Origin of the sequence: Bradyrhizobium frederickii (assembly GCF_004570865.1) — a bacterium.
Lineage (GTDB): Bacteria > Pseudomonadota > Alphaproteobacteria > Rhizobiales > Xanthobacteraceae > Bradyrhizobium > Bradyrhizobium frederickii.
Window position 1 is genome coordinate 586,223 of sequence record NZ_SPQS01000001.1, and the last position, 20,736, is coordinate 606,958.

The following is a 20,736-nucleotide window of genomic DNA, read 5'->3' on the forward strand; positions in this document are numbered from 1 at the left end:
TGACGATGGACAAACGCATAATCCCCCTGATCATGTGCGGCGGCGCCGGCACGCGGCTGTGGCCGGCCTCGCGCGAGGTGCGGCCCAAGCAGTTCCTGCCGCTGTTCGGCACGCGCTCGACCTTCCAGGACACGCTGCTGCGCGTCTCCGATCCACAGCTGTTCGACCGGCCGATCGTCATCACCAACGCGTCCTATCGCTTCATGGTGCTGGAGCAGCTCGCCGAGATCGGCATCGAGGCCGACGTGATCCTCGAGCCGATGCGGCGCGATTCCGGACCTGCGATCGCCGCCGGCGCGGTGTTCGCGCAGAACCGCGCCAGTGAAGCGATCGTGCTCGCGCTCGCCGCCGATCACGTCGTGCAGGACAATGCCGCGTTCGTCGCCGCCTGCCGCGAGGGCCTCACCGCCGCGAATGCCGGGCGCATCGTCACCTTCGGCGTCAAGCCGGAGCGGCCGGCGACCGAATACGGGTACATCAATCCGGGCGAGGTGATCTCAGGCGAGGTGCATGCGGTTACACGCTTCGTCGAAAAGCCGGATGCGGTGAAGGCTTCCGACTACGTCAATTCCGGCTATTTCTGGAACAGCGGCAACTTCATGTTCCCGGCGAGCGTGCTGCTCGACGAATATCGCAGGGTCGATGCGGCAAGCGTCGAGGCCATCACCAATGCGGTCAACAATGCCGGCCGCGATCTCGGCTTCGTCACGCTGGAGCCGGAGGCATTCGGCGCGGCCAAGGCGATCTCGATCGACTATGCCGTGATGGAGAAGACCTCGCGCGCGGCCGTGGTGCCGGTGTCGTGCGGATGGTCCGACGTCGGCTCCTGGCACGCGGTGTGGGAGCTGTCGGAGAAGGACACGCAGGGCAATGCCGCGCACGGCACCGCGGTGTTCGAGGATTCCCGCAACTGCAACGTCACCACCGATTCCGCGCTGGTCGCGCTCGAAGGCGTTGACGATCTCGTCGTGGTCGCAACCGCGGATGCGGTGCTGGTCTCGCGCCAGAAGGATGCCAACGGCCTGAAGCGTCTCGTCACCAAGCTGAAGGCGGTCGCGCCCAAGGTCACCGAGGAGCATCTCAAGGTGCACCGGCCCTGGGGCAGCTACCAGTCCGTCGACAACGGCGAGCGCCATCAGGTCAAGCGCATCGTGGTGAAGCCGGGCGGCCGGCTGTCGCTGCAGAAGCACCACCATCGCGCCGAGCACTGGATCGTGGTCCGCGGTACCGCGCAGGTGACGGTCAACGAGACCGTCAAGACGGTGCACGAGAACGAGTCGATCTACATCCCGATGGGCGCCGTCCACCGGATGGAGAATCCGGGCAAGATCCAGCTGGAACTGATCGAGGTCCAGACCGGCTCCTATCTCGGGGAAGACGACATCATCCGGATTGAAGACGACTATCAAAGGTCGTAACCACCAAACTCCGAATCACGAGACCCGGGCCAACAGGCGATATTTTTCCGCTTAAGGCCCGGGGAACGTGTAACTTTTTGAATCAAATCGTGTCCGGGTCGCGAAGGCGGCATTCGCCACAAATGTGGCGTCCGTGCTAGAAGCGCGCCGGGGATTTGCGTTGAATCGGGGTTTGCTCAGATGAGTTCCAAAGGATCTGCACCGGCAAAGGCCGGCTTGCGCGTCGGCGTCATTGGTGCCGGCGTGATGGGCAGCAACCATGCGCGTGTGCTGAGCGGCCTGCCCGGCGTCAGCCTCGTCGGCGTTGTCGATCCTTCGCACGCGCATCGCGCCCGCGCGACGGAACTCGCCAATTGCCCGAGCTTCGAGACGCTCGACCAGCTCATCGCCGCCGGCGTCGACGCGGTCACCATCGCGGCGCCGACGCATCTGCATCACGAGGTCGCGCTCGCCTGCATCGCCAAGAACATCCACGTATTGGTCGAGAAGCCGATCGCGTCCACGGTCGCAGAGGGCCGCGAGATCGTCGCCGCCGCGCACAAGGCCGGCGTGACGCTGATGGTCGGCCATGTCGAGCGCTTCAATCCGGCGGTCGCCGCCGTCAAGCAGGCGATCGCGGGCGAGGACATTCTCTCCATCGCGATCACCCGCGTCGGCCCGTTCCCGCCGCGCATGTCCAATGTCGGCGTCGTCATCGACCTCGCCGTGCACGACATCGATCTGATCCGCTGGTTCACCGAATCCGACATCGTCGAGGTGCAGCCGCAGCTGTCGAGCGCGGTCGCCGAGCGCGAGGACATCGCGCTGCTGCAGTTCCGCACCGCCAACGGCGTGCTCGCCCACATCAACACCAACTGGCTGACGCCGTTCAAGGCGCGCAGCGTCACGGTCGCGACCCGCGGCAAATACGTGATGGGCGATCTCTTGACGCGCCAGGTCACCGAGTGCTTCGGCTTCAAGCCCGACGGCAGCTACTCGATGCGGCATCTGCCGGTCGGACATGACGAGCCGCTGCGTGCCGAGCTGATCGCGTTCCTCAAGGCCGTGCGCAACGGCGAGACGCCGGCGGTCACAGGCGATGAAGGCGTCGCCAGCCTCGAGATCGCCACCCAGTGCCTGGAGACGCCGTCACGGCCCGCGGCCAAATCGCCCGCCCTCAAGGGGCCGCGCCGCGTCGTCGGCTGATCCCTTTCCATGTCGACCGCTCAAGACCAGCAAGGCGCCAAGAACCAGGCCATGAACCAGCATCTGCGTTCCGAACCCATTCCCTTCATCGACGTCGCCTCGCAGCGCCGCCGGCTCGGCGCCTCGCTCGATGCCGCCGTCAAGCGCGTGCTCGATCACTGCCAGTTCGTCAACGGTCCGGAAGTGTTCGAGCTTGAGAAGCAGCTTGCGGCCTATTCCGGCGCCAAGCATGTCATCGGCTGCGCCAGCGGCACCGACGCGATCCTGATGGTGATGATGGCGAAGAATGTCGGGCCCGGCGATGCCGTGCTGTGTCCGTCCTTCACCTTCATCGCGACGGCCTCGCCGGTGGCGCGGACCGGCGCGACGCCGGTCTATGTCGACGTCGACGAGGCCACCTTCAACATGAGCCCGGACTCGCTGAAGCGCGGCATCGCGACCGCGCGCAAGGCCGGCCTCAAGCCGGTTGCGGTGATTCCGGTCGACCTGTTCGGCCAGCCCGCCGATCACGACGCCATCGCCGAGATCGCGAAAGCCGAAGGCCTGTTCGTGCTCGATGACGCCGCACAAGGGTTCGGCGCGAGCTACAAGGGCCGCAAGCTCGGCACCTTCGGGCTCGCCACGGCGACCAGCTTCTTCCCGGCAAAGCCGCTCGGCTGCTTCGGCGACGGCGGCGCGATCTTCACCGATGACGACGAGCTCGCGGCGACGCTGCGCAGCATCCGCGTGCACGGGCAGGGCGTCGATAAATACGACAACGTCCGGCTCGGCCTGACCGGCCGGCTCGACACCATGCAGGCCGCGGTCCTGATCGAGAAGCTGAAGATCTTCGACGACGAGATCGCCGCCCGCAACAGGGTCGCCGAGCGCTACGCGCGCGGGCTCGGCAACGTCGTCACCGTGCCGCGTCTGGCGCCGGGCAATACCTCGGTCTGGGCGCAGTATACGGTCCGGTTGCCGAAGGGGACCGACCGCGACGGTTTCGCTGCCGCGCTCAAGGCCCAGGGCGTGCCGACCGCGATCTATTACGGCAAGTCGATGCATCAGCAGACCGCCTACAAGCAATACCCGGTCGCCGATGGCGGCCTGCCTGGTTGCGAGAGCCTGTCGCAGGACGTCATCAGCCTGCCGATGCATGCCTATCTGACCGAAGCCGACCAGGAACGAATCATCGCCGCCGTCCGCGGCGCGCTCGCGGGCTGAATTCTTCGCGCTTTCTTCACCTCTCTCGCTTGCGGGAGAGGTCGCGCCGAAGGCGCGGGTGAGGGCTATGCCCTCTGGGGGCTTCGTTGTTGAGACCCTTCTCCTCAGCCTCCCGCAAGCGCAGGGCTATCGCATTTGAGGTCCTGGCAGGGCCTGAGCGCGCGCCTCGTCCTTCGAGACGACCGCTTCGCGGTCTCCTCAGGATGAGGCTAAGTGGCATCGGTGCCCGCTGAAACTGCCGCCGCGCACTCAGCCCTCATCCTGAGGGCCCGCCGAAGGCGGGCGTCTCGAAGGATGGCCGCAGGGGAAGGCTATCAAATCCGATAGCCCTGCCCGCAAATGGGCGAGGGGGCGCAGCTCCATCGCCGCTAGCACCTAGACCTAATCCTACCATGCTCTAAAACAGACGCATGCTCGGACGCATCTTCACGGTTGGTGGTTACACGCTGCTCTCGCGGCTGACGGGGTTTGCCCGCGACATCATGCTTGCGGCGATCCTCGGCGCCGGTCCCGTGGCCGACGCCTTCTTCGTGGCGCTGCGGCTGCCCAATCATTTCCGCGCGATCTTCGCCGAGGGCGCCTTCAACGCCGCCTGGGTGCCGGCCTACGCGCATGTCCATGGCGAGAAGGGGGAGGCGGCAGCACATTTGTTCGCCGACCGCATCTTCACGCTGTTGCTGGCTTCACAGGTTCTGCTGCTGATCGTCGCCTGGCTGTTCATGCCGCAGGCCATGAGCATCCTGGCACCGGGCTTCGGTGAGGACGCCGAGCAGCGCAAGCTCGCGATCGAGCTGACCCGGATCACCTTTCCCTATCTGCTGTTGATCACGCTGGTGACGCTCTATGGCGGCATGCTCAACGTGATGCAGCGCTTTGCCAGCGCCGCGGCGGCGTCGATCTTCCTCAACGTCGCGATGATGATGACGCTGGCGCTCGCCGCCTGGTTTCCGACCGCGGGTCACGCCGCCGCCTGGGGCGTGCTCATTTCGGGCTTCCTGCAATATTTCCTGCTCGCCGGCGATCTCGCCCGCCATGGCGGCCTGCCGCGTTTTGCACCGCTGAAGCTCGACGAGGACGTCCGCGGTTTCTTCAAGGCGCTTGGACCTGCGACGCTGGGCTCGATGGGCACGCAGGTCGCGCTGTTCGCCGATACCATCATCGCAACCTTCCTGCCTGCCGGCGCGCTCTCGGCGCTCTATTATGCCGACCGCCTCAACCAGCTGCCGATCGGCGTCATCGGGATCGCCATCGGCACGGTGCTGCTGCCGGAGATGTCGCGGCGGATCACCGCCAACGACCATGACGGCGCGATGAAGGCGCAGCGCCGCGCCTTCGATTTCACGCTGCTGTTCTCGATCCCGTTCGTGGCGGCGTTCCTTACCGTGCCCGACGAGATCATGCGGGCGCTGTTCGCCCGCGGCGCGTTCTCGAAAGCGGACGCCGCCGCCGCCGGCGCCACACTCGCGGCCTACGCCATCGGCCTGATCCCCTTCGTGCTGATCCGCAGCGCGGTCGCGACCTTCTATGCGCGCAAGGACACCGCGACGCCGGTACGCGCATCCCTGACCGGCATTGCTGTCAATGTCGCCCTGAAGGTTGCCCTGATGGGACCGCTGGCCCAGATCGGCCTCGCACTGGCGACCGCCATTGGTGTCTGGACCAATCTGTTGCTGGTACTGTTCTTCGCGATACGGCGAGGCTTTCTGGTGCCGGACCGTGCCTGGCTGATGTCGCTCGGCAAATTCCTCGTGATCGGACTGATCCTCGCCGCCGCCTTCTGGCTGATCGCGCATTTCGGTGGCGCTTGGCTCGGCTCGATGCACTTCCGAGATGAGCTGATGCTGGTCTTGCTGGCCGTCGGAGGCACGATCGTCTATGCGCTCGCGATCCTCATCCTGTTCGGCCGCAACTGGCTGGTCACGCTGGTGCGCGGCTAAGCGAGCAGGGGTTGCTCGCCTCCAGGATGCAGGAAGGCCGCGCACATCTCTTGATTTTGTGCGGTCGCCGTGCTATGAGCGACGCATGATCAAATCGTCGCGCACCGTCAACCGCAACCAGATGACCCGCTTCGGCTGGGCCGTGGGAGGAGTCGTGCGCTAGGATTTCGACGACATCTTTTCCACCAGGCCCCGCCGGCATCGGACGGGGCCTTTTCTTTGGCCACGCTCCCTGCCGGCTCAACAGCAGGAGCATCCGATGCCACCCCAACAGACGAACATCACAGCCGCGACGGAGCGCGATGCCGCGAGACTTCGCCTCGACCTTTCCATCATCCCGAGCCTGCTCAGGCGCTATTGGTTTGCCTTTCAGGAGCGGCGCTGGCGCCCGCGCAACAGCTTGCACGACCTCAGCGACAGGGAGCTGATGGATATCGGCTTGACGCGCGGCGAGATCGACAGCCTCGCGCCTGAACGCGCTATCGACAGATTGAGAGAGAATGCGAGGGCTCAGTGGGGCCGTGGTGGGATGTGACAGGCCCACCAATCCCTCCGATCTCCGCTACCGCCGCCGTCCGCGTAGGTGATGCCACATATGACAAGCACACCTTTTGGTCAGGAAATTCAGCCCCCGATGCGCTTCTGGCACGGCTACGCGGCCGGGTCGCGCCAGAACCGCCGAGGGTGGCTTCGAATCATCGGTCTCAATGGGGGAAACGGCCGCCTAAACCCGTTTGCCTTGCCAGTTTTTCCACGGCAATATGCCCGCAAAACAACCATGAGAACGGGAAGACAAAATGGCGGCTCCCATCAAGTTCGGCGTTGGCCAAAGCGTGCTGCGCAAGGAGGATGACGCGCTCATCCGCGGCAAGGGCCGCTATACCGACGATTATGCGCCGCAGGCCGCGCTGCGCTGCCTGATGCTGCGCTCGCCGCATGCGCATGCCAAATACACCATCGATGCGAGCCGTGCCCGCACGCTCCCCGGCGTCGCGCTGATCCTGACCGCAGACGACGTCAAGGATCTCGGCAATCTGCCCTGCCTGTTCAATCTCGAGACCGATCCGTTCACCGGACCGCCTTACCCGATCCTGGCCAAGGACGAGGTGCGCCATGTCGGCGATGCCATCGCCTTCGTGGTCGCCGAGACTATCGACCAGGCCCGCGACGCGATCGAGGCGATCGAGGTCAAATGGAGCCCGCTGCCGGCGGTGACCGGCGTCGTCAATGCCGTGAAGAAGGGCGCGCCGCAGGTCTGGCCGGACAAGCCGGGCAACGTGCTGTTCGACGTCTCGATTGGCGACAAGGCGGCGACCGAAGCCGCCTTCGCCAAGGCGCATGCGGTGGCCGAGATCTCGATCGTCAATCCACGCGTGGTTGCGAGCTTCATGGAGACGCGCGCGGCGGTCTGCGAATACGATTCCAAGCGCGATCATCTGACGCTGACGATCGGCAGCCAGGGCAGCCATCGTCTGCGCGATATCCTGTGCCAGAACGTGCTCAACATCCCCACCGAGAAGATGCGGGTGATCTGTCCCGACGTCGGCGGCGGGTTCGGCACAAAATTGTTCCCGTATCGCGAATACGCCTTGATGGCGGTTGCGGCTAAGAAGCTCAAGAAGACGGTGAAATGGGCGGCCGACCGCACCGAGCATTTCATGGGCGACGCGCAGGGCCGCGACAACGTCACCACCGCCAAGATGGCGCTGGCGGAGGACGGTAAGTTCCTCGCGATGGATTGCGACCTGATGGGCGACATGGGCGCGTATCTGTCGACCTTCGGCCCCTACATCCCGCATGGCGGCGCCGGCATGCTGCCGGGACTCTACGATATCCAGGCCTTTCATTGCCGGGTGCGCACCATCTTCACCCACAGCGTGCCGGTCGACGCCTATCGCGGTGCGGGCCGGCCCGAGGCCGCCTATGTCATCGAGCGCCTCGTTGACGCCTGCGCGCGCAAGCTCGACATGACGCCGGACGCCATCCGCCGCAAGAACTTCATTCCGCCGAAGGCGCTGCCCTACAAGACGGCCACCGGCAAGGTCTACGATTCCGGCGACTTCGCCGCGCATCTCAAGCGCGCGATGGAGATCGCCGAGTGGAAGGAATTTGGAAAGCGCGCCAAGGCGGCCAAGAAGAGCGGGCTGATCCGCGGCATTGGACTGGCGAGCTATGTCGAGATCTGCGGCGTGATGGGTGAGGAGACGGCCAATGTCCGCCTCGAACCCAACGGCGACGTCACCGTGCTGATCGGCACGCAGTCGAGCGGGCAGGGCCACCAGACCGCCTATGCCCAGATTGTCGCGGAGCAATTCGGCGTGGCGCCGGAGCGGGTCCACGTCCGCCAGGGTGACACCGACGAGATCGCCACCGGCCTCGGCACCGGCGGCTCGGCCTCGATCCCCTCGGGCGGCGTCAGCGTCGAGCGCGCCACGCGCGAGCTCGGGCAAAAGCTCAAGGAGATCGCGGCACAAGCGCTGGAGGCCGGCGCCGGCGACCTCGAGATCTCCGAGGGCGTGGTGCGCATCGCCGGCACCGACCGTTCGATCTCGTTCGCCGACCTCGCCAAGCGGCCCGGCGTCGATCCGTCGAAGCTGAACGGCAGCGCGACCTTCGCCAGCGCCGACGGCACCTATCCCAACGGCACTCATGTCGCGGAAGTCGAGATCGATCCGGCCACCGGCATCATCAAGATCGTCAACTACGTGATCGTCGACGATTTCGGCAAGACGCTCAATCCGCTGCTGCTGGCGGGACAGGTGCATGGCGGCGCGATGCAGGGCATCGGCCAGGCGCTGATGGAGCAGGTGGTCTATGGCGCCACCGACGGCCAGCTCATCACCGCGACCTACATGGACTACGCGCTGCCGCGGGCGGCGGACGGGCCGGCCTTCGTGTTCGAGACCCACAACGTCCCCTGCAAGACCAATCCGATGGGCGTGAAGGGGGCGGGCGAGGCCGGCGCGATCGGCTCCTGTCCGGCTGTCGTCAACGCCATCGTCGACGCGCTCTGGCGCGAATACAAGATCGACCACATCGACATGCCGGCAACGCCGGAGCGGGTGTGGATCGCCATCAACGAGCATCACCGCCGCCACAGCCTGTAAGTCCAAGCAAACGCGGAACGCGTTTTACGGGCTCAGCCCAATGATCCGGAGTGCGACGATTTTTCGTCGCACTCCGGATGGAATGAAATCAGCCAATCGGTGTTGGCCATTCAGGGGTCGGCACGATCCTGCATCAGGGAAAGGGATTTTGCGAATGAAGCGAGTGTTGATTGTCGGGAGCGCGCTGCTGCTCGGGATGGGTGCCGTCTGGGCGCAACAGGATTCCGTCAAGGAAGCTCAGACCCTCATGAAGGGCAACGGCAAGAACGCCGGCGCGATGTCGGCGATGGTGAAGGGCGAGAAGCCTTACGACCAGGCTACCGTGGACAGCGCGCTGGCGCAGTTCGAGGATACCGCCAAGAAGCTGCCGAACCTGTTTCCGGCCAGCGCCAAAGGCGTGAAGCTCGACGGTGACTACTCGGCCTCGCCGAAGGTCTGGGAGGACAAGGCCGGTTTCGACGCGAAGATCGCAAGCTTCGCCAAGGTCGTTGGCGAGGCCAAGGGCAAGATCAAGGACCTGGATTCGCTCAAGGCGAACATGCCTGCCATCGGCAAGGAATGCGGCGGCTGCCACGAAACCTACCGCGTCAAGAACAGCTGAGGCGGATACTTTCGTAGCCCGGATGAGCGAAGCGATATCCGGGAAGCCTGTGCGAGTTGATGAAACTATCCCGGATGTCGCTTTGCTCATCCGGGCTACGGAAAGGGCGGTTGCGAAAGCAGCCGCCCTTTTTCCGTTTATAAGGTCTGACGGATCGCCGTCCGAGCGATTATGTTCGCACCAGCGGCCGCGGCGTTGATGCGAGTCGACGCATCTTATTCCGGATTGCCTCATGACGTGAGGAATTCCAGCGCGCGGCGAGGATCCCAATGAAAAGCGAGACAGGCCATGGTCAAACCGTTTCCGTCGAAGACGCACATCGGCAACCACATGCTGCATCCCGAAACGCTGATGCTGACCTATGGCTATGACCCGCAGCTGTCGGAAGGCGCCATCAAGCCGCCGGTGTTCCTGACCTCCACCTTCGTGTTCAAGACGGCCGATGACGGGCAGGACTTCTTCGATTACGTCGCCGGCCGGCGCGAGCCGCCGGAAGGCATGGGCGCGGGCCTGGTCTATTCGCGCTTCAATCATCCAAACAGCGAGATCGTCGAGGACAGGCTCTCGATCTACGAGCGCACCGAGAGCTGCGCGCTGTTCTCATCCGGCATGGCGGCGATCGCCACCACGATCCTGGCCTTCGTCCGCCCCGGCGACGTCATTCTGCACTCGCAGCCGCTCTACGGCGGGACCGAAACGCTGCTGACCAACACGCTGGCGCGCCTGTCGATCGGCGCCGTCGGGTTCGCCGACGGGATCGATGAAGCGGCCGTCAGGCAGGCCTCGGAAGAGGCCATGGCCAAGGGCCGCGTTTCGATGATCCTGATCGAAACCCCGGCCAACCCGACCAACGGCCTGGTCGATGTCGCCATGATCCGGCGTGTCGCCGAATCCATCGGCAAGGCGCAGGGGCACACGCCGGTCATCGCCTGCGACAACACGCTGCTCGGCCCGGTGTTTCAGCGGCCGATCGAGCACGGCGCGGACCTGTCGCTGTATTCGTTGACGAAATATGTCGGCGGTCACTCCGACCTGATCGCGGGTGCTGCGCTCGGCTCGAAGGCGATCATGAAAGGCATCAAGGCGCTGCGCGGCGCCATCGGCACCCAGCTCGATCCGCATTCCTGCTGGATGATCAACCGCTCGCTCGAGACGCTGAGCCTGCGTATGGAGAAGGCCAACAGCAACGCGCGCCTCGTGGCGGATTATCTGCGCGATCACCCCAAGGTGGCCAAGGTCCACTATCTCGGTCATCACGAGGAGGCTTCGCCGGCGGGCCGCGTGTTCGCGCGGCAGTGCCACGGGGCGGGATCGACCTTCTCGTTCGACATCGTCGGCGGCAAGGACGCGGCGGTCAAGTTTCTCAACGCGCTGCAGATCCTCAAGCTGGCGGTGAGTCTCGGCGGCACCGAGTCGCTTGCGAGCCTGCCCGCGACCATGACGCATTCCGGCGTTCCCGCCGACATCCGCCAGAAGATCGGCGTGCTGGATTCCACGATCCGGCTGTCGATCGGCATCGAGAACCCGTCCGACCTGATCGCGGACCTCGCGCAGGCGCTGAACGCGGCCTGAGCGCGCTCAAAATCGAAAAGGCCGGGCGCGCCCCCTCCTGCGCCCGGCCTTCGCCACGAAGCAGCGTGCGGCTTACTTCGTCACTTGACCGCGGATCTCGCCGCCCGGATTGGCCGCGGTGTGGATGTTGATGTAGTACTTGCCGCCGAGCAGATCGGCGGCCTGCGCGTCGGTCAGGGTCGCTTCGCCCTTGACCGGGCTCGAGGCCGCGTTCGGGATCGCGACAGCGACGCCTGCGTTCTTGCCGGCCTCGGCAGGCCCGTGGAAATGCGCCGCGGTGGCGGGCCCGGAGAGGCCGGAATAGGTGACGGTCCAGGACAGCTTCTTGCTGGCGGCATCGTAGTCCAGATCGGCGGTTCCGGTGGCGCTGCTGGCGATTGCCGGCACCTCGGACTTGCCGTCGAGGGTTGCTTTGAGCTTCTCGGCGCTGGCCGGGCCTGCAAAGGTCACGGCACCAAGCGCCAGGGCGGCAATGACGGTCTTGTTCATGACATTCTCCCTGCTGAACCCGTTCGGGCTGGCAAACTTCCAACAGCCGGCGTTTCAGTTTATTCCCGTGTCCGGCCGGGGCGGGCTAAATTCTTCGTGGCTGGAGCCGCGACGACATCGGTCATAAGTTCGCCGCGACGATTGAATGGATCTGCATGTTGCAACGAACAATTCTCATCGGGCTGCTCGCGGCGCTCGTTGGCGCGGGCACCTATTGGTGGCTCAGCGCGCCAAAAGCGGCTGCAGGTAATGCGCCGGCCCATGTGGCCAACCTTGCCAATGGCGAGGTGATGTTCAACGCCGGCGGCTGCGCGTCCTGCCATGCCGTTCCCAATCAGCCCGATCGTCTCAGGCTCGGTGGAGGCGTCGCGATCAAGTCGCCGTTCGGAACGTTCTACGCGCCGAACATCTCCCCGGATCCGAACGACGGCATCGGCAAATGGACGGACGCCGACTTCGTCAACGCGGTAATGGACGGGGTGTCGCCGGGCGGGCAGCATTATTTTCCCGCCTTTCCCTATACGTCCTATCGGCACGCCAGGCGCGAGGACGTGCTCGATCTCTTTGCTTACTTGAAGACGCTGCCGCCCGTGACCGGCAAGGTGCGCGACCACGACATGCATTTTCCTTTCGACATCCGGCGTAATGTCGGCATCTGGAAGTTCCTGTTTCTGGACGACAAGCCCTTCGTCGCCGACAGCAGCAAGTCACCGCAATTCAACCGCGGCGCCTATCTGGTCAACAGCTTTGGCCATTGCGCCGAATGCCACAGCCCGCGCAACGCGCTGGGCGGCATCATCTCGAGCCAGCGCTTTGCCGGCGGGCCCAATCCCGAAGGCGAGGGCTGGGTGCCCAACATCACCCAGAAGCGCCTCGGCGAGTGGAGCGTGAAGGATATCGCCTATTTCCTCAAGAACGGCGAATTACCCGATGGCGACAGCGTCGGCGGCGCGATGACGCGCGTGATCAAGAACACCTCGCAATTGCCCGACGAGGATATTGCGGCGATGGCGGAGTACCTCAAATCGCTGCCGCCGGTGGACGGTCCGCCGCGGCCCAAGCGCAAGGAAACCGGCAAGGAAGCTGGCTAGCTGGTGCCAAACGCCTTGAACGTGATGATGGTGAGGGTGTCCTGGATCCCCGGCAGCACCTGCACCTTCTCGTTGACGAAATGGCCGATGTCGGTGTCCTTGTCGACGTAGAATTTCACCAGCAGGTCGTATTGGCCGGCCGTGGAGTAGATCTCGGAGGCGATCTCGGCCTCGGCAAGCGCATTGGCCACCGTGTAGGACTGGCCGAGCTTGCATTTGATCTGGACGAAAAAAGGAACCATTGCGGGCACTCCGAAAGCGTATTCTTCCGGCTAATAGGCCAAACCCGGCACGATTTAGCAAGCGGACTTGCGAGCCGCCAGCTGCCGGTCCGAGGCCTTGCCGGTGTTCGACGGTCGCGCTAGGACAGGCCATGGCGGTACCCGTATCCAGCAAATGTGTCCGGCGATGACGACCCCGGTCGCACTCACCATCGCCGGCTCCGACTCGAGCGGCGGCGCCGGCATCCAGGCCGACCTGAAGACGTTTGCGGCGCTCGGCGTCTACGGCGCCTCCGTCATCACGGCCTTGACCGCGCAGAACACGCGGGGTGTCACCGGCATCCACGCCGTGCCGGCGGCGTTCGTCACCGAGCAGATCGATGCGGTGTTCTCCGATCTCGACATCGGCGCGGTGAAGATCGGCATGGTGGCCCAGGTCGCCAGCATCGACGCGATCGCGGCCGCACTGTCGCGCTGGTCGCCGGGGCACGTCGTGCTCGATCCCGTGATGGTGGCGACGTCAGGGGATCGGCTGCTCGCCGCGGAGGCCGTCAATGCGCTGCGCACAAGACTGATACCGCTGGCGTCGGTGATCACGCCCAATCTGCCGGAGGCCGCGGCTCTGCTCGACGCGCCGGTCGCGGCAAGCGAAGCGGAGATCGAAAGCCAGGGGCGGCGCCTGCTGGCGCTCGGCTGCCGTGCGGTCCTGATCAAGGGCGGGCACGGCACGGGTGCCGAGAGCATCGACTATCTCGTCGATGCCGACAGCACGCTCGCGCTCACCGCGCCGCGGGTGGCGACCCGCAACACCCATGGCACCGGCTGCTCGCTATCCTCGGCGGTCGCGGCCGGGCTCGCCAAGGGCGAGGATCTGGCAAGCGCCGTGCGCAACGCCAAGACCTGGATCAGCGCGGCGATCGCCGCCGCCGACCGCTTCAGCGTCGGACACGGCCACGGCCCGATCCACCATTTTCACAGGTTCTACTGAGGCGGCCGCGCGCGGGAGCGCCGCCGCGGTGCACTTTGGGGGCAAGCTAGCCCCCACATCGTCATGGCCGGGCCTGTCCCGGCCATCCACGCCTTGCCACGCAGCACGAAGAACGTGGATGCGAACGTGGATGCCCGGGCCTTCGCCGCGCCGGAGCGGCTTCGGCCGCGCAGGCGGGACAAGCCCGGGCATGACGATCACCTTCTGCGGCGCCGTGTCGCCTGATTGTCGCATGCGACTGATATTCGCAGGGAGGGCGAGGCTAGGCGTGATTCGTATCTGAAGGTGCCTCACAGGTTCAATCGGTCATCCCCCTGTCACGGGACATTGTTACAGGCTGACGCATGGGAAGTTACGATGTGAGTGACGAGAGCCCCGAGCGGCGCTTTCGCACGTTGTTCATCTCCGACGTTCATCTCGGAGCCCGCGGTTCTCAAGCCGATCTTCTGCTGGACTTCCTGCGTTACCATGATGCCGACACGATCTATCTCGTCGGCGACATCGTCGACGGCTGGGCGCTGAAATCGAGCTGGCACTGGCCGCAATCCCACAACGACCTCGTCCAGAAGCTTTTGCGCAAGGCGCGCAAGGGTGCCAAGATCATCTATATCCCCGGCAATCACGACGAGTTCCTGCGCAACTATTACGGCACGCATTTCGGCGGCATCGACGTGGTCGAGAACACCGTCCACACCGGCGCGGACGGCAAGCGCTATCTCGTCATCCACGGCGACATCTTCGATCTCGTGGTGCAAAACGCGCGCTGGCTCGCCCATCTCGGCGACAAGGCCTACGACTTCGCGATCCAGATGAATCGCTTCGTCAACTTCTTCCGCCGCTTGTTCAAGGTGCCCTATTGGTCGCTGTCGCAATGGGCCAAGCAGAAGGTCAAGAACGCGGTCAATTATATCGGCGCGTTCGAGCAGGCGCTCGCCGCCGAGGCGCGGCGCTACGACGCCGACGGCGTGATCTGCGGCCACATCCACTACGCCGTGATCCGCGACGAGGGCGGCATTCGCTACATGAATTGCGGCGACTGGGTCGAGAGCTGCACCGCGCTCGTCGAGCACGACGACGGTCATTTCGAGATCATCACCTGGGCGGATCATCTGCAGAAGCCGGCGGCCGTCCCGCAGGTTGCAGCCAGAGCTGCATAGCAGAGGCCGCCTGATGCGCATCCTGGTCGCGACCGACGCCTGGCACCCGCAAGTCAACGGTGTGGTTCGGACGCTGACCAAGCTCGCCGACGCGGCCGAGGGGCTTGACGTCGAAGGTTCCGGCGTTGCGTTCACGTTCCTGACGCCGCAATCGTTCCGCACCTTCGCGATGCCGAGCTATCGCGACGTGCGGCTGGCGATGCCGCGCCCGGCGCGGATTGCCAGGCTGATCGAAGAGGCGCGCCCGGACAGCATCCACATCGCGACCGAAGGGCCGATCGGCCTGATGGTCCGCCGCTATTGCCGCCAGCGCCGGCTGCCGTTCACGACCAGCTTCCACACCCGCTTTCCCGAATATGTCCGCGCCCGCGTGCCGGTGCCGGGCTCGCTGATCTGGCGGGCGCTGCGCCGCTTCCATGCCCCCAGCCGTGCGGTAATGGCGGCAACGCCTGCGCTCGCCGCCGAGCTGACCGAGCGCGGTTTCGACAATGTCATGCTGTGGCCGCGCGGCGTCGATACAAATGTGTTCCATCCGCGGGCCATCGACCTCTGCCTTCCGGCACCGGTGTTCCTGTCGGTCGGCCGCGTCGCGGTGGAGAAGAATCTCCAAGCCTTCCTCGACCTCGATCTGCCCGGCACGAAAGTGATCGTGGGCGACGGCCCGGCGCGCGCCTCGCTCGAAGAGGCCTATCCCGATGCGATCTTCCTCGGCGAGAAGCAGGGCGAGGCGCTGGCGGAAATCTATGCGGCGGCCGATGTGTTCGTATTCCCGAGCAAGACCGACACGTTCGGCCTGGTCCTGCTGGAGGCGCTGGCGAGCGGGCTGCCGGTCGCGGCCTTTCCGGTGAAGGGCCCCCGCGACGTGATCGGCAATGCCCCGGTCGGCGCCCTCGATCACGATCTGCGCAGCGCCTGCTTCGCGGCGCTCGACATCTCCCGGCAGGCCTGTGTCGAATTCGCCGGCAACTACACCTGGGAAGCCTCGGCGAGGGCTTTTGTCGATAATATCCAGGCGGTGGGGGCTGTGCTGCCGGGCGGGGACGGCACGGAACAGCCGCGCTTCGTCGCCTAAAGGGAGGATTCCTCGCGCGGAGGTGTCTTGCCCGCGGCTCGATGGCCGCGATAAGGTCGGTCATGACCGAACAGCTTCTCCCGATCGGCCCCGCCGATATCGATGCCGCAGCGCGCGTGATCGCGCCCTACGCCATCCGCACCCCGCTGTTGTCCTTTCCGGTGCTCAACGAGCGGGTTGGCGCGAAAGTCTTCCTGAAGCCGGAGATGCTTCAGCGCACCGGCTCTTTCAAGTTCCGTGGCGCCTTCAACAAGGTATTCTCGATCCCGCAGGACAAGCGCGCCGGCGGCGTGGTCGCGTTCTCCTCCGGCAATCACGCCCAGGGCGTGGCGGCGGCGGCAAAGATCCTCGACATGCAGGCGACCATCGTGATGCCTGCGGATGCGCCGCTGTCCAAGCGCGAGCGCACCAAATCCTACGGCGCCGAAGTCGTGCTCTATGATCGCGACAAGGACGACCGCGAGGCGATCTCGCGCGCCATCGCCGAGAAGCGCGGCGCGACGCTGGTCAGGCCTTACGACGATCCGTTCGTGATCGCAGGGCAGGGCACCGCCGGCCGCGAGATCGCGGAGGACATGGCAACGCTTGGTCTGTCCCCCGACATCGTGGTGGCACCGGCGTCGGGCGGCGGCCTGATCGCGGGCGTCGCGACGGCGGTGAAGGCACGCTATCCGCTCGCCGAGATCGTGGTGGCCGAGCCCGAGGCGTTCGACGATCACGGTATTTCGCTGAGCGCCGGCCATCGCGAGCCGCATCCGCCCGCCGGCCGCACCATCTGCGATGCGCTGATGGCCCTGATCCCCGGCGAGATGACCTTTGCGATCAACAGCAAGCTGCTCGCGCGCGGCGTCACGGCGTCGGACAAGGAAGTCGGCGCCGCAGTCGCCTTCGCCTATCGCGAGCTCAAGCTCGTGGTCGAGCCCGGCGGCGCCGTCGGTCTCGCCGCACTGCTGGCGGGACGTCTCGACGTCGCCGGGAAGAACGTCGTCATCGTGCTCTCCGGCGGCAACGTCGATGCGGATCTGTTCGCCGAGCTGGTGGCCTAGCCGTCCTTCCGGGCCTGCGCCTTTCGGCGAAGCAATCCAGTGCCGTAGGGTGGGCAAAGGCGCAAAGCGCCGTGCCCACCACCTTTCAGTGATTCCAAAGAGAGACGACGTGGGCACGCTTCGCTTTGCCCACCCTACGAGACCTCCCCTCGTCATTGCGCGCGAAAGTGCTTCCCGGAATGACGACGTTCAATGGCTGAGATGACGAAGGGGCAGAGCGTCACCGCTCTGCCCCTTCGTCTTGTCTTGGGGATGGTCCCGTTGTGGAGAGACCCTCTCCCCAACCCTCCCCCGCAAGCGGGGGAGGGAGCGCTCCTTCTTCGTTCGCGCGATCAGTGCATGAAGCCGCCGCGGCGATTGCCGCCATTGTTCATGCTCGGCGCCTGGTTCATCGACTGCCGGAAGTTGTTGTTGCTGTTGACCATGCGGCTCGGCATCGTGTTGAGCTGCGGACGGTTGGTCTGGACGTTGTTCTGCACCTGCACCTTGTTCACCGGGTTGTTGTTGAGCTTCACGATGCCGGTGTTGCCGTTGTTGACGCGGATCGGGTGGTTCTGGGTCTGAACATTGACCGGCTTTGCGTCGACCGTCGAGCCGCCCTTGCCGACGTTCACCGGCATGCTCACGATCTTGCCCGGCTTGCCATTGGCGTTGCCGCCGTTCGGCGCATTGTTGGTCGCAGGCAACGTCACGATCTTGCCGATGCCGCCATTGTTGTTGCCGGTGGTGGTCGGCGCGGGCAGGGTGACGATCTTGCCCGGGGACTGCGACGGCGTGCCGTTCTGCGGGTTCGGCTGGTTGTTGTTGCCAGCCGGCAGATTGACGATCTGGCCGCCATTGCCGGGCTTGCCGATGCCATTGCCGTCGACCGGCTTCTGCACGACCGGCAGATTGCCATTGATCTGACCGCCGCCATTGCCCTGCTGCATCAGCGGCAGGTATTTCGGCTGGCCGAGATTGCCGATCTTCAAGGTCGGAGCAATGTTCTGCGGCGCCAGGAACTTGGTCGCCTGCATCAGGGGGATCTGCTTCGGCTGCGCCTGCAGCTTCAGCGCGACCTGTGCATAGGGGCTGTTGCCGTAGCTGTCATAGAAGGACTTGTACGCCAGCGGCGAGTTCACGAGCACCGCCTTGTGCCAGGCCTGCGAGAGCAGGATGTTGTTGAGCAGCCAGCGGACGTGATCGCACAGCGGGTCGTGCGGATACATCCGGATGAACTCCTGATAATATTCCGGCCGGCCCTCGGACACGACGTAGTCATAGGCCTGGCGCGTCGAACGGCTCGGCAGGTTGGAGGCCATCTGCACCACGGGCGCCCTGACCGGCGCGCGGTTGGCGGCAATTGCGGTGTCGCCGAAGAAGGTGAAGTCGCTCGTCAGCGAGGAGCTCTCCCACGGGATCTGCGCGCCGCTGGTGGTCTGGTTCACCTGCAGGCGGATGCGCTTGAACAGCTGCTCGATCGGCACGTTGGGCTCGCGCGCGACGTCGAGGAAGGCTTGCGTGTACGGGCTGTGGCCGCCGGTGCCGTCGAGCGCCTCGGCGCCCGGCGCGGTCGAATAGCCGACGATCGAGCCGTTCGGCGCATCGACGATGGCAAGGCCGCGGCCGGCATCGTTGACTTGCGGGAACGGGTTGTTGCGGCAGGCATCGAGGATCACGATGCGCATGCGGCTCGGGATCGTCTCCAGCGTCGACATCACGTCGACGAGGCGCACCGAATTGTTGACGAGCTCGGTCGGGCTCGAGACCTTGGCATCGACCGGAACGAGATAGTTCTCGCCGGCGAGCTGCACGCCGTGGCCGGCGTAATAGACCATCGCCACCGTGTTCGGGCCGCGCGAGGCGACCTTGGCGGAAAAGTCCTGCACCACGCGCAGCATGTCGTTCTGCGTCAGGTCGGTGGCGGCAACCACCTCGAAGCCGGCGGAGTTCAGGAACTGCGCCATCGACTGGGCGTCATCGTCGGGGTTCGCAAGTTGCGGCGCGTTCTGGTAGTTCGCATTGCCGATCACCAGCGCCACCCGCTGCTCCGGGCCTTGCAGCGCGGTGGGGGCAGGCTGGACCGGGGCGACTTGCGCGGAAACGGGCCCGCAGGTGAAGCCGAACAGGCTTCCCACAAGGCCGGCTGTCATCAGCAAAGGCTTTAGGCGGAACATGGCGTGCTCCTTTGGCACTCATCTCGATACGAGATTGGTTGCGAGCAAGCCTGGCCGCGTTCGAGCGTGCGGTCCGTGATCCCTGTCACCATGGCGACGGACGTGATCTGAATCACGCTTGGAACCTGCTATGGTTAGCGATCGCCGAGAGGAACCGCCGCCCCATGCTGAAATCGATCGATCCGATCCTGACGCCCGACCTGCTCTGGCTGCTGGCCTCCATGGGCCACGGCGACGATCTCGTGGTCGTCGACGCCAACCACCCGGCCACGCATATCGCTCGCAGCACATCGTCGCAGCGCCTGATCCAGTTGCCGGGCATGACGATGGAGACGGCCGTCCGCGCCATCATGTCGGTCTATCCGCTCGACGATTTCGATCCCGATCCGGTGCGCGTGATGATGCCGGTCGACGATCCCGATCGCGTGCCCGACGTGCAGCGCGCGGTGCTGACCGAGATCGAACGCGCCAGCGGCGGTCCGGTCAGTCCCGGCAAGCTCTCGCGGGAGGATTTCTACCGCGCGGCGGCGGCTGGATTCGGCGTCGTGCAGGTCGGCGACAGCAGGGACTATGGCTGCTTCCTGATCAGGAAAGGCGTGATCGGTTAGGCGGAATCATTCCGCGCGAGGTTGCGCAGAACCTGCACCCGAATTTGAATGGCCTCCGCGCAACCGACCGACTATTGTCGATTCATGTCGCGCATCGTGTGTCTAATTGTTGCCATCGTCCTGTCGCTGCTGCCGGCCGTCGCGTCCGCTGCATCAACTCAAAAGCGTCCCAAGCAGGCCTGGCACGGCTACGGCTTCCTGCCGGGCTATCGGCAGCCGCTCAGCAACAGCATTCCACTCTACAAGCAGAAAGACGCGATGCGCCGAATGTCGCGCGCCGACCGGCGCCACTGGTACATCGATCCGGTTCCGCAATATTACCGCTGGGACGGCGAGTGGCACTATTTCGGCCGCCCGGGCTTCAACGGCGGCCGCTACAACGGCGGCAGCTTTGGCCCGTGCTGGACCCGCACGCCGATCGGGCCGATCTGGAATTGCGGGTGATCGTTCGAGACGGCTAGGTGATGCGTTTCTCCGTTCCATCACCGTCACCCTGAGGGGCGCGCGCAGCGGCGCATCGCGCCGCTCCGCAAGCCTCGAAGGGGGACGGCCCGGCTGCATCGGGGCCGTCTATCCTTCGAGGCTCGCCGCACGATGCTGCGCATCGTACCCCTCGCGCCTCAGGATGACGGCGACAAAGCGCCGTTCGCTGCCTCAGCACGTCATTGCGAGCGCAGCGCTTCCCCGGCGATGCAAAGCATCGTCCGGTTCAGCGGTGCGCTGCTGAGCCGGGGCCCATGCGACCACCGAGAATGTGGCTCTGGGTCCCGGATCTGCGCTTCGCTTGTCCGGGACACGAAAGTGAGCGGCGACCTTACGAGAAGAACGCGATCTTCTCGGCCTGGGTCATGCGGCGGATCGGGGCGAGGGGGTCGTTGGCGGGGG

18 protein-coding genes are annotated in these 20,736 nt (G+C 65.2%); 15 read left to right on the forward strand and 3 right to left on the reverse strand.

What is annotated here, in order from left to right:
* Positions 1-5 precede the first annotated feature (5 nt).
* The 8 genes from E4K64_RS02690 to E4K64_RS02725 all read left to right on the forward strand — a co-directional run bounded on the left by E4K64_RS02690 (position 6) and on the right by E4K64_RS02725 (position 11,023).
* Positions 6-1,418, forward strand: coding sequence for a mannose-1-phosphate guanylyltransferase/mannose-6-phosphate isomerase (locus tag E4K64_RS02690; RefSeq protein WP_167771767.1), 1,413 nt, complete (start codon positions 6-8; stop codon positions 1,416-1,418).
* A 180-nt stretch (positions 1,419-1,598) separates the two neighbouring features.
* Positions 1,599-2,603, forward strand: coding sequence for a Gfo/Idh/MocA family protein (locus E4K64_RS02695; protein ID WP_135162028.1), 1,005 nt, complete (start codon positions 1,599-1,601; stop codon positions 2,601-2,603).
* Between the two features lie 51 nt (positions 2,604-2,654).
* On the forward strand, positions 2,655-3,806 hold the full coding sequence (locus E4K64_RS02700; RefSeq protein ID WP_167771779.1) for a DegT/DnrJ/EryC1/StrS family aminotransferase: 1,152 nt from the start codon (positions 2,655-2,657) through the stop codon (positions 3,804-3,806).
* A gap of 410 nt (positions 3,807-4,216) precedes the next feature.
* Complete coding sequence (murJ, locus tag E4K64_RS02705; RefSeq protein ID WP_135162030.1) at positions 4,217-5,743, forward strand: murein biosynthesis integral membrane protein MurJ; 1,527 nt, start codon at positions 4,217-4,219, stop codon at positions 5,741-5,743.
* Positions 5,744-6,002: 259 nt separating this feature from the next.
* Positions 6,003-6,278 (forward strand): YjiS-like domain-containing protein, encoded by a 276-nt coding sequence (locus tag E4K64_RS02710; RefSeq protein WP_135162031.1) that lies wholly within the window; start codon positions 6,003-6,005, stop codon positions 6,276-6,278.
* 262 nt (positions 6,279-6,540) lie between these two features.
* Positions 6,541-8,850, forward strand: a complete 2,310-nt coding sequence (locus tag E4K64_RS02715) for a xanthine dehydrogenase family protein molybdopterin-binding subunit (protein WP_135162032.1) — start codon at positions 6,541-6,543, stop codon at positions 8,848-8,850.
* Between the two features lie 154 nt (positions 8,851-9,004).
* On the forward strand, positions 9,005-9,451 hold the full coding sequence (locus tag E4K64_RS02720) for a c-type cytochrome (RefSeq protein WP_135162033.1): 447 nt from the start codon (positions 9,005-9,007) through the stop codon (positions 9,449-9,451).
* A gap of 288 nt (positions 9,452-9,739) precedes the next feature.
* A complete protein-coding gene (locus tag E4K64_RS02725) occupies positions 9,740-11,023 on the forward strand; it encodes a cystathionine gamma-synthase family protein (protein WP_135162034.1) in 1,284 nt (427 codons plus the stop codon).
* Between the two features lie 72 nt (positions 11,024-11,095).
* On the opposite strand, the gene E4K64_RS02730 is transcribed toward E4K64_RS02725, so the two are convergent.
* A complete protein-coding gene (locus E4K64_RS02730; RefSeq protein ID WP_135162035.1) occupies positions 11,096-11,512 on the reverse strand; it encodes a CHRD domain-containing protein in 417 nt (138 codons plus the stop codon).
* Between the two features lie 155 nt (positions 11,513-11,667).
* On the opposite strand from E4K64_RS02730, the gene E4K64_RS02735 reads away from it, so the two are divergent.
* Positions 11,668-12,603: a cytochrome c gene (locus tag E4K64_RS02735; RefSeq protein ID WP_135162036.1), complete on the forward strand. Its 936-nt coding sequence runs from the start codon at positions 11,668-11,670 to the stop codon at positions 12,601-12,603.
* On the opposite strand, the gene E4K64_RS02740 is transcribed toward E4K64_RS02735, so the two are convergent.
* The gene (locus E4K64_RS02740; RefSeq protein ID WP_135162037.1) at positions 12,600-12,845 is read right to left on the reverse strand and encodes an Lrp/AsnC ligand binding domain-containing protein; all 246 of its coding nucleotides are present in this window, start codon (positions 12,843-12,845) and stop codon (positions 12,600-12,602) included. The genes E4K64_RS02735 and E4K64_RS02740 overlap by 4 nt on opposite strands.
* A gap of 166 nt (positions 12,846-13,011) precedes the next feature.
* Here E4K64_RS02740 and thiD point away from each other — a divergent pair, with 166 nt between their 5' ends.
* From thiD to E4K64_RS02760, 4 genes are all read left to right on the forward strand, one after another.
* Positions 13,012-13,812: a bifunctional hydroxymethylpyrimidine kinase/phosphomethylpyrimidine kinase gene (gene thiD, locus E4K64_RS02745; RefSeq protein WP_135162038.1), complete on the forward strand. Its 801-nt coding sequence runs from the start codon at positions 13,012-13,014 to the stop codon at positions 13,810-13,812.
* A 344-nt stretch (positions 13,813-14,156) separates the two neighbouring features.
* Positions 14,157-14,969: a UDP-2,3-diacylglucosamine diphosphatase gene (locus tag E4K64_RS02750; RefSeq protein WP_135162039.1), complete on the forward strand. Its 813-nt coding sequence runs from the start codon at positions 14,157-14,159 to the stop codon at positions 14,967-14,969.
* Between the two features lie 13 nt (positions 14,970-14,982).
* On the forward strand, positions 14,983-16,041 hold the full coding sequence (locus E4K64_RS02755; protein WP_135162040.1) for a glycosyltransferase family 4 protein: 1,059 nt from the start codon (positions 14,983-14,985) through the stop codon (positions 16,039-16,041).
* Positions 16,042-16,103: 62 nt separating this feature from the next.
* Positions 16,104-17,087 carry a threonine/serine dehydratase family protein gene (locus E4K64_RS02760; RefSeq protein ID WP_167771768.1) on the forward strand — a complete coding sequence of 328 codons (984 nt, stop codon included), beginning with the start codon at positions 16,104-16,106 and terminating at the stop codon, positions 17,085-17,087.
* Positions 17,088-17,419: 332 nt separating this feature from the next.
* Here E4K64_RS02760 and E4K64_RS02765 read toward each other — a convergent pair whose 3' ends face one another.
* Entirely contained in the window at positions 17,420-19,243 is a 1,824-nt protein-coding gene (locus E4K64_RS02765; protein WP_167771769.1) for a caspase family protein, read from the reverse strand.
* Between the two features lie 164 nt (positions 19,244-19,407).
* Between E4K64_RS02765 and E4K64_RS02770 the strand changes: the two genes are divergently transcribed.
* The gene (locus E4K64_RS02770) at positions 19,408-19,851 is read left to right on the forward strand and encodes an RbsD/FucU family protein (protein ID WP_135162043.1); all 444 of its coding nucleotides are present in this window, start codon (positions 19,408-19,410) and stop codon (positions 19,849-19,851) included.
* An 84-nt stretch (positions 19,852-19,935) separates the two neighbouring features.
* The gene (locus E4K64_RS02775; protein ID WP_167771780.1) at positions 19,936-20,295 is read left to right on the forward strand and encodes a hypothetical protein; all 360 of its coding nucleotides are present in this window, start codon (positions 19,936-19,938) and stop codon (positions 20,293-20,295) included.
* Positions 20,296-20,736 lie beyond the last annotated feature (441 nt).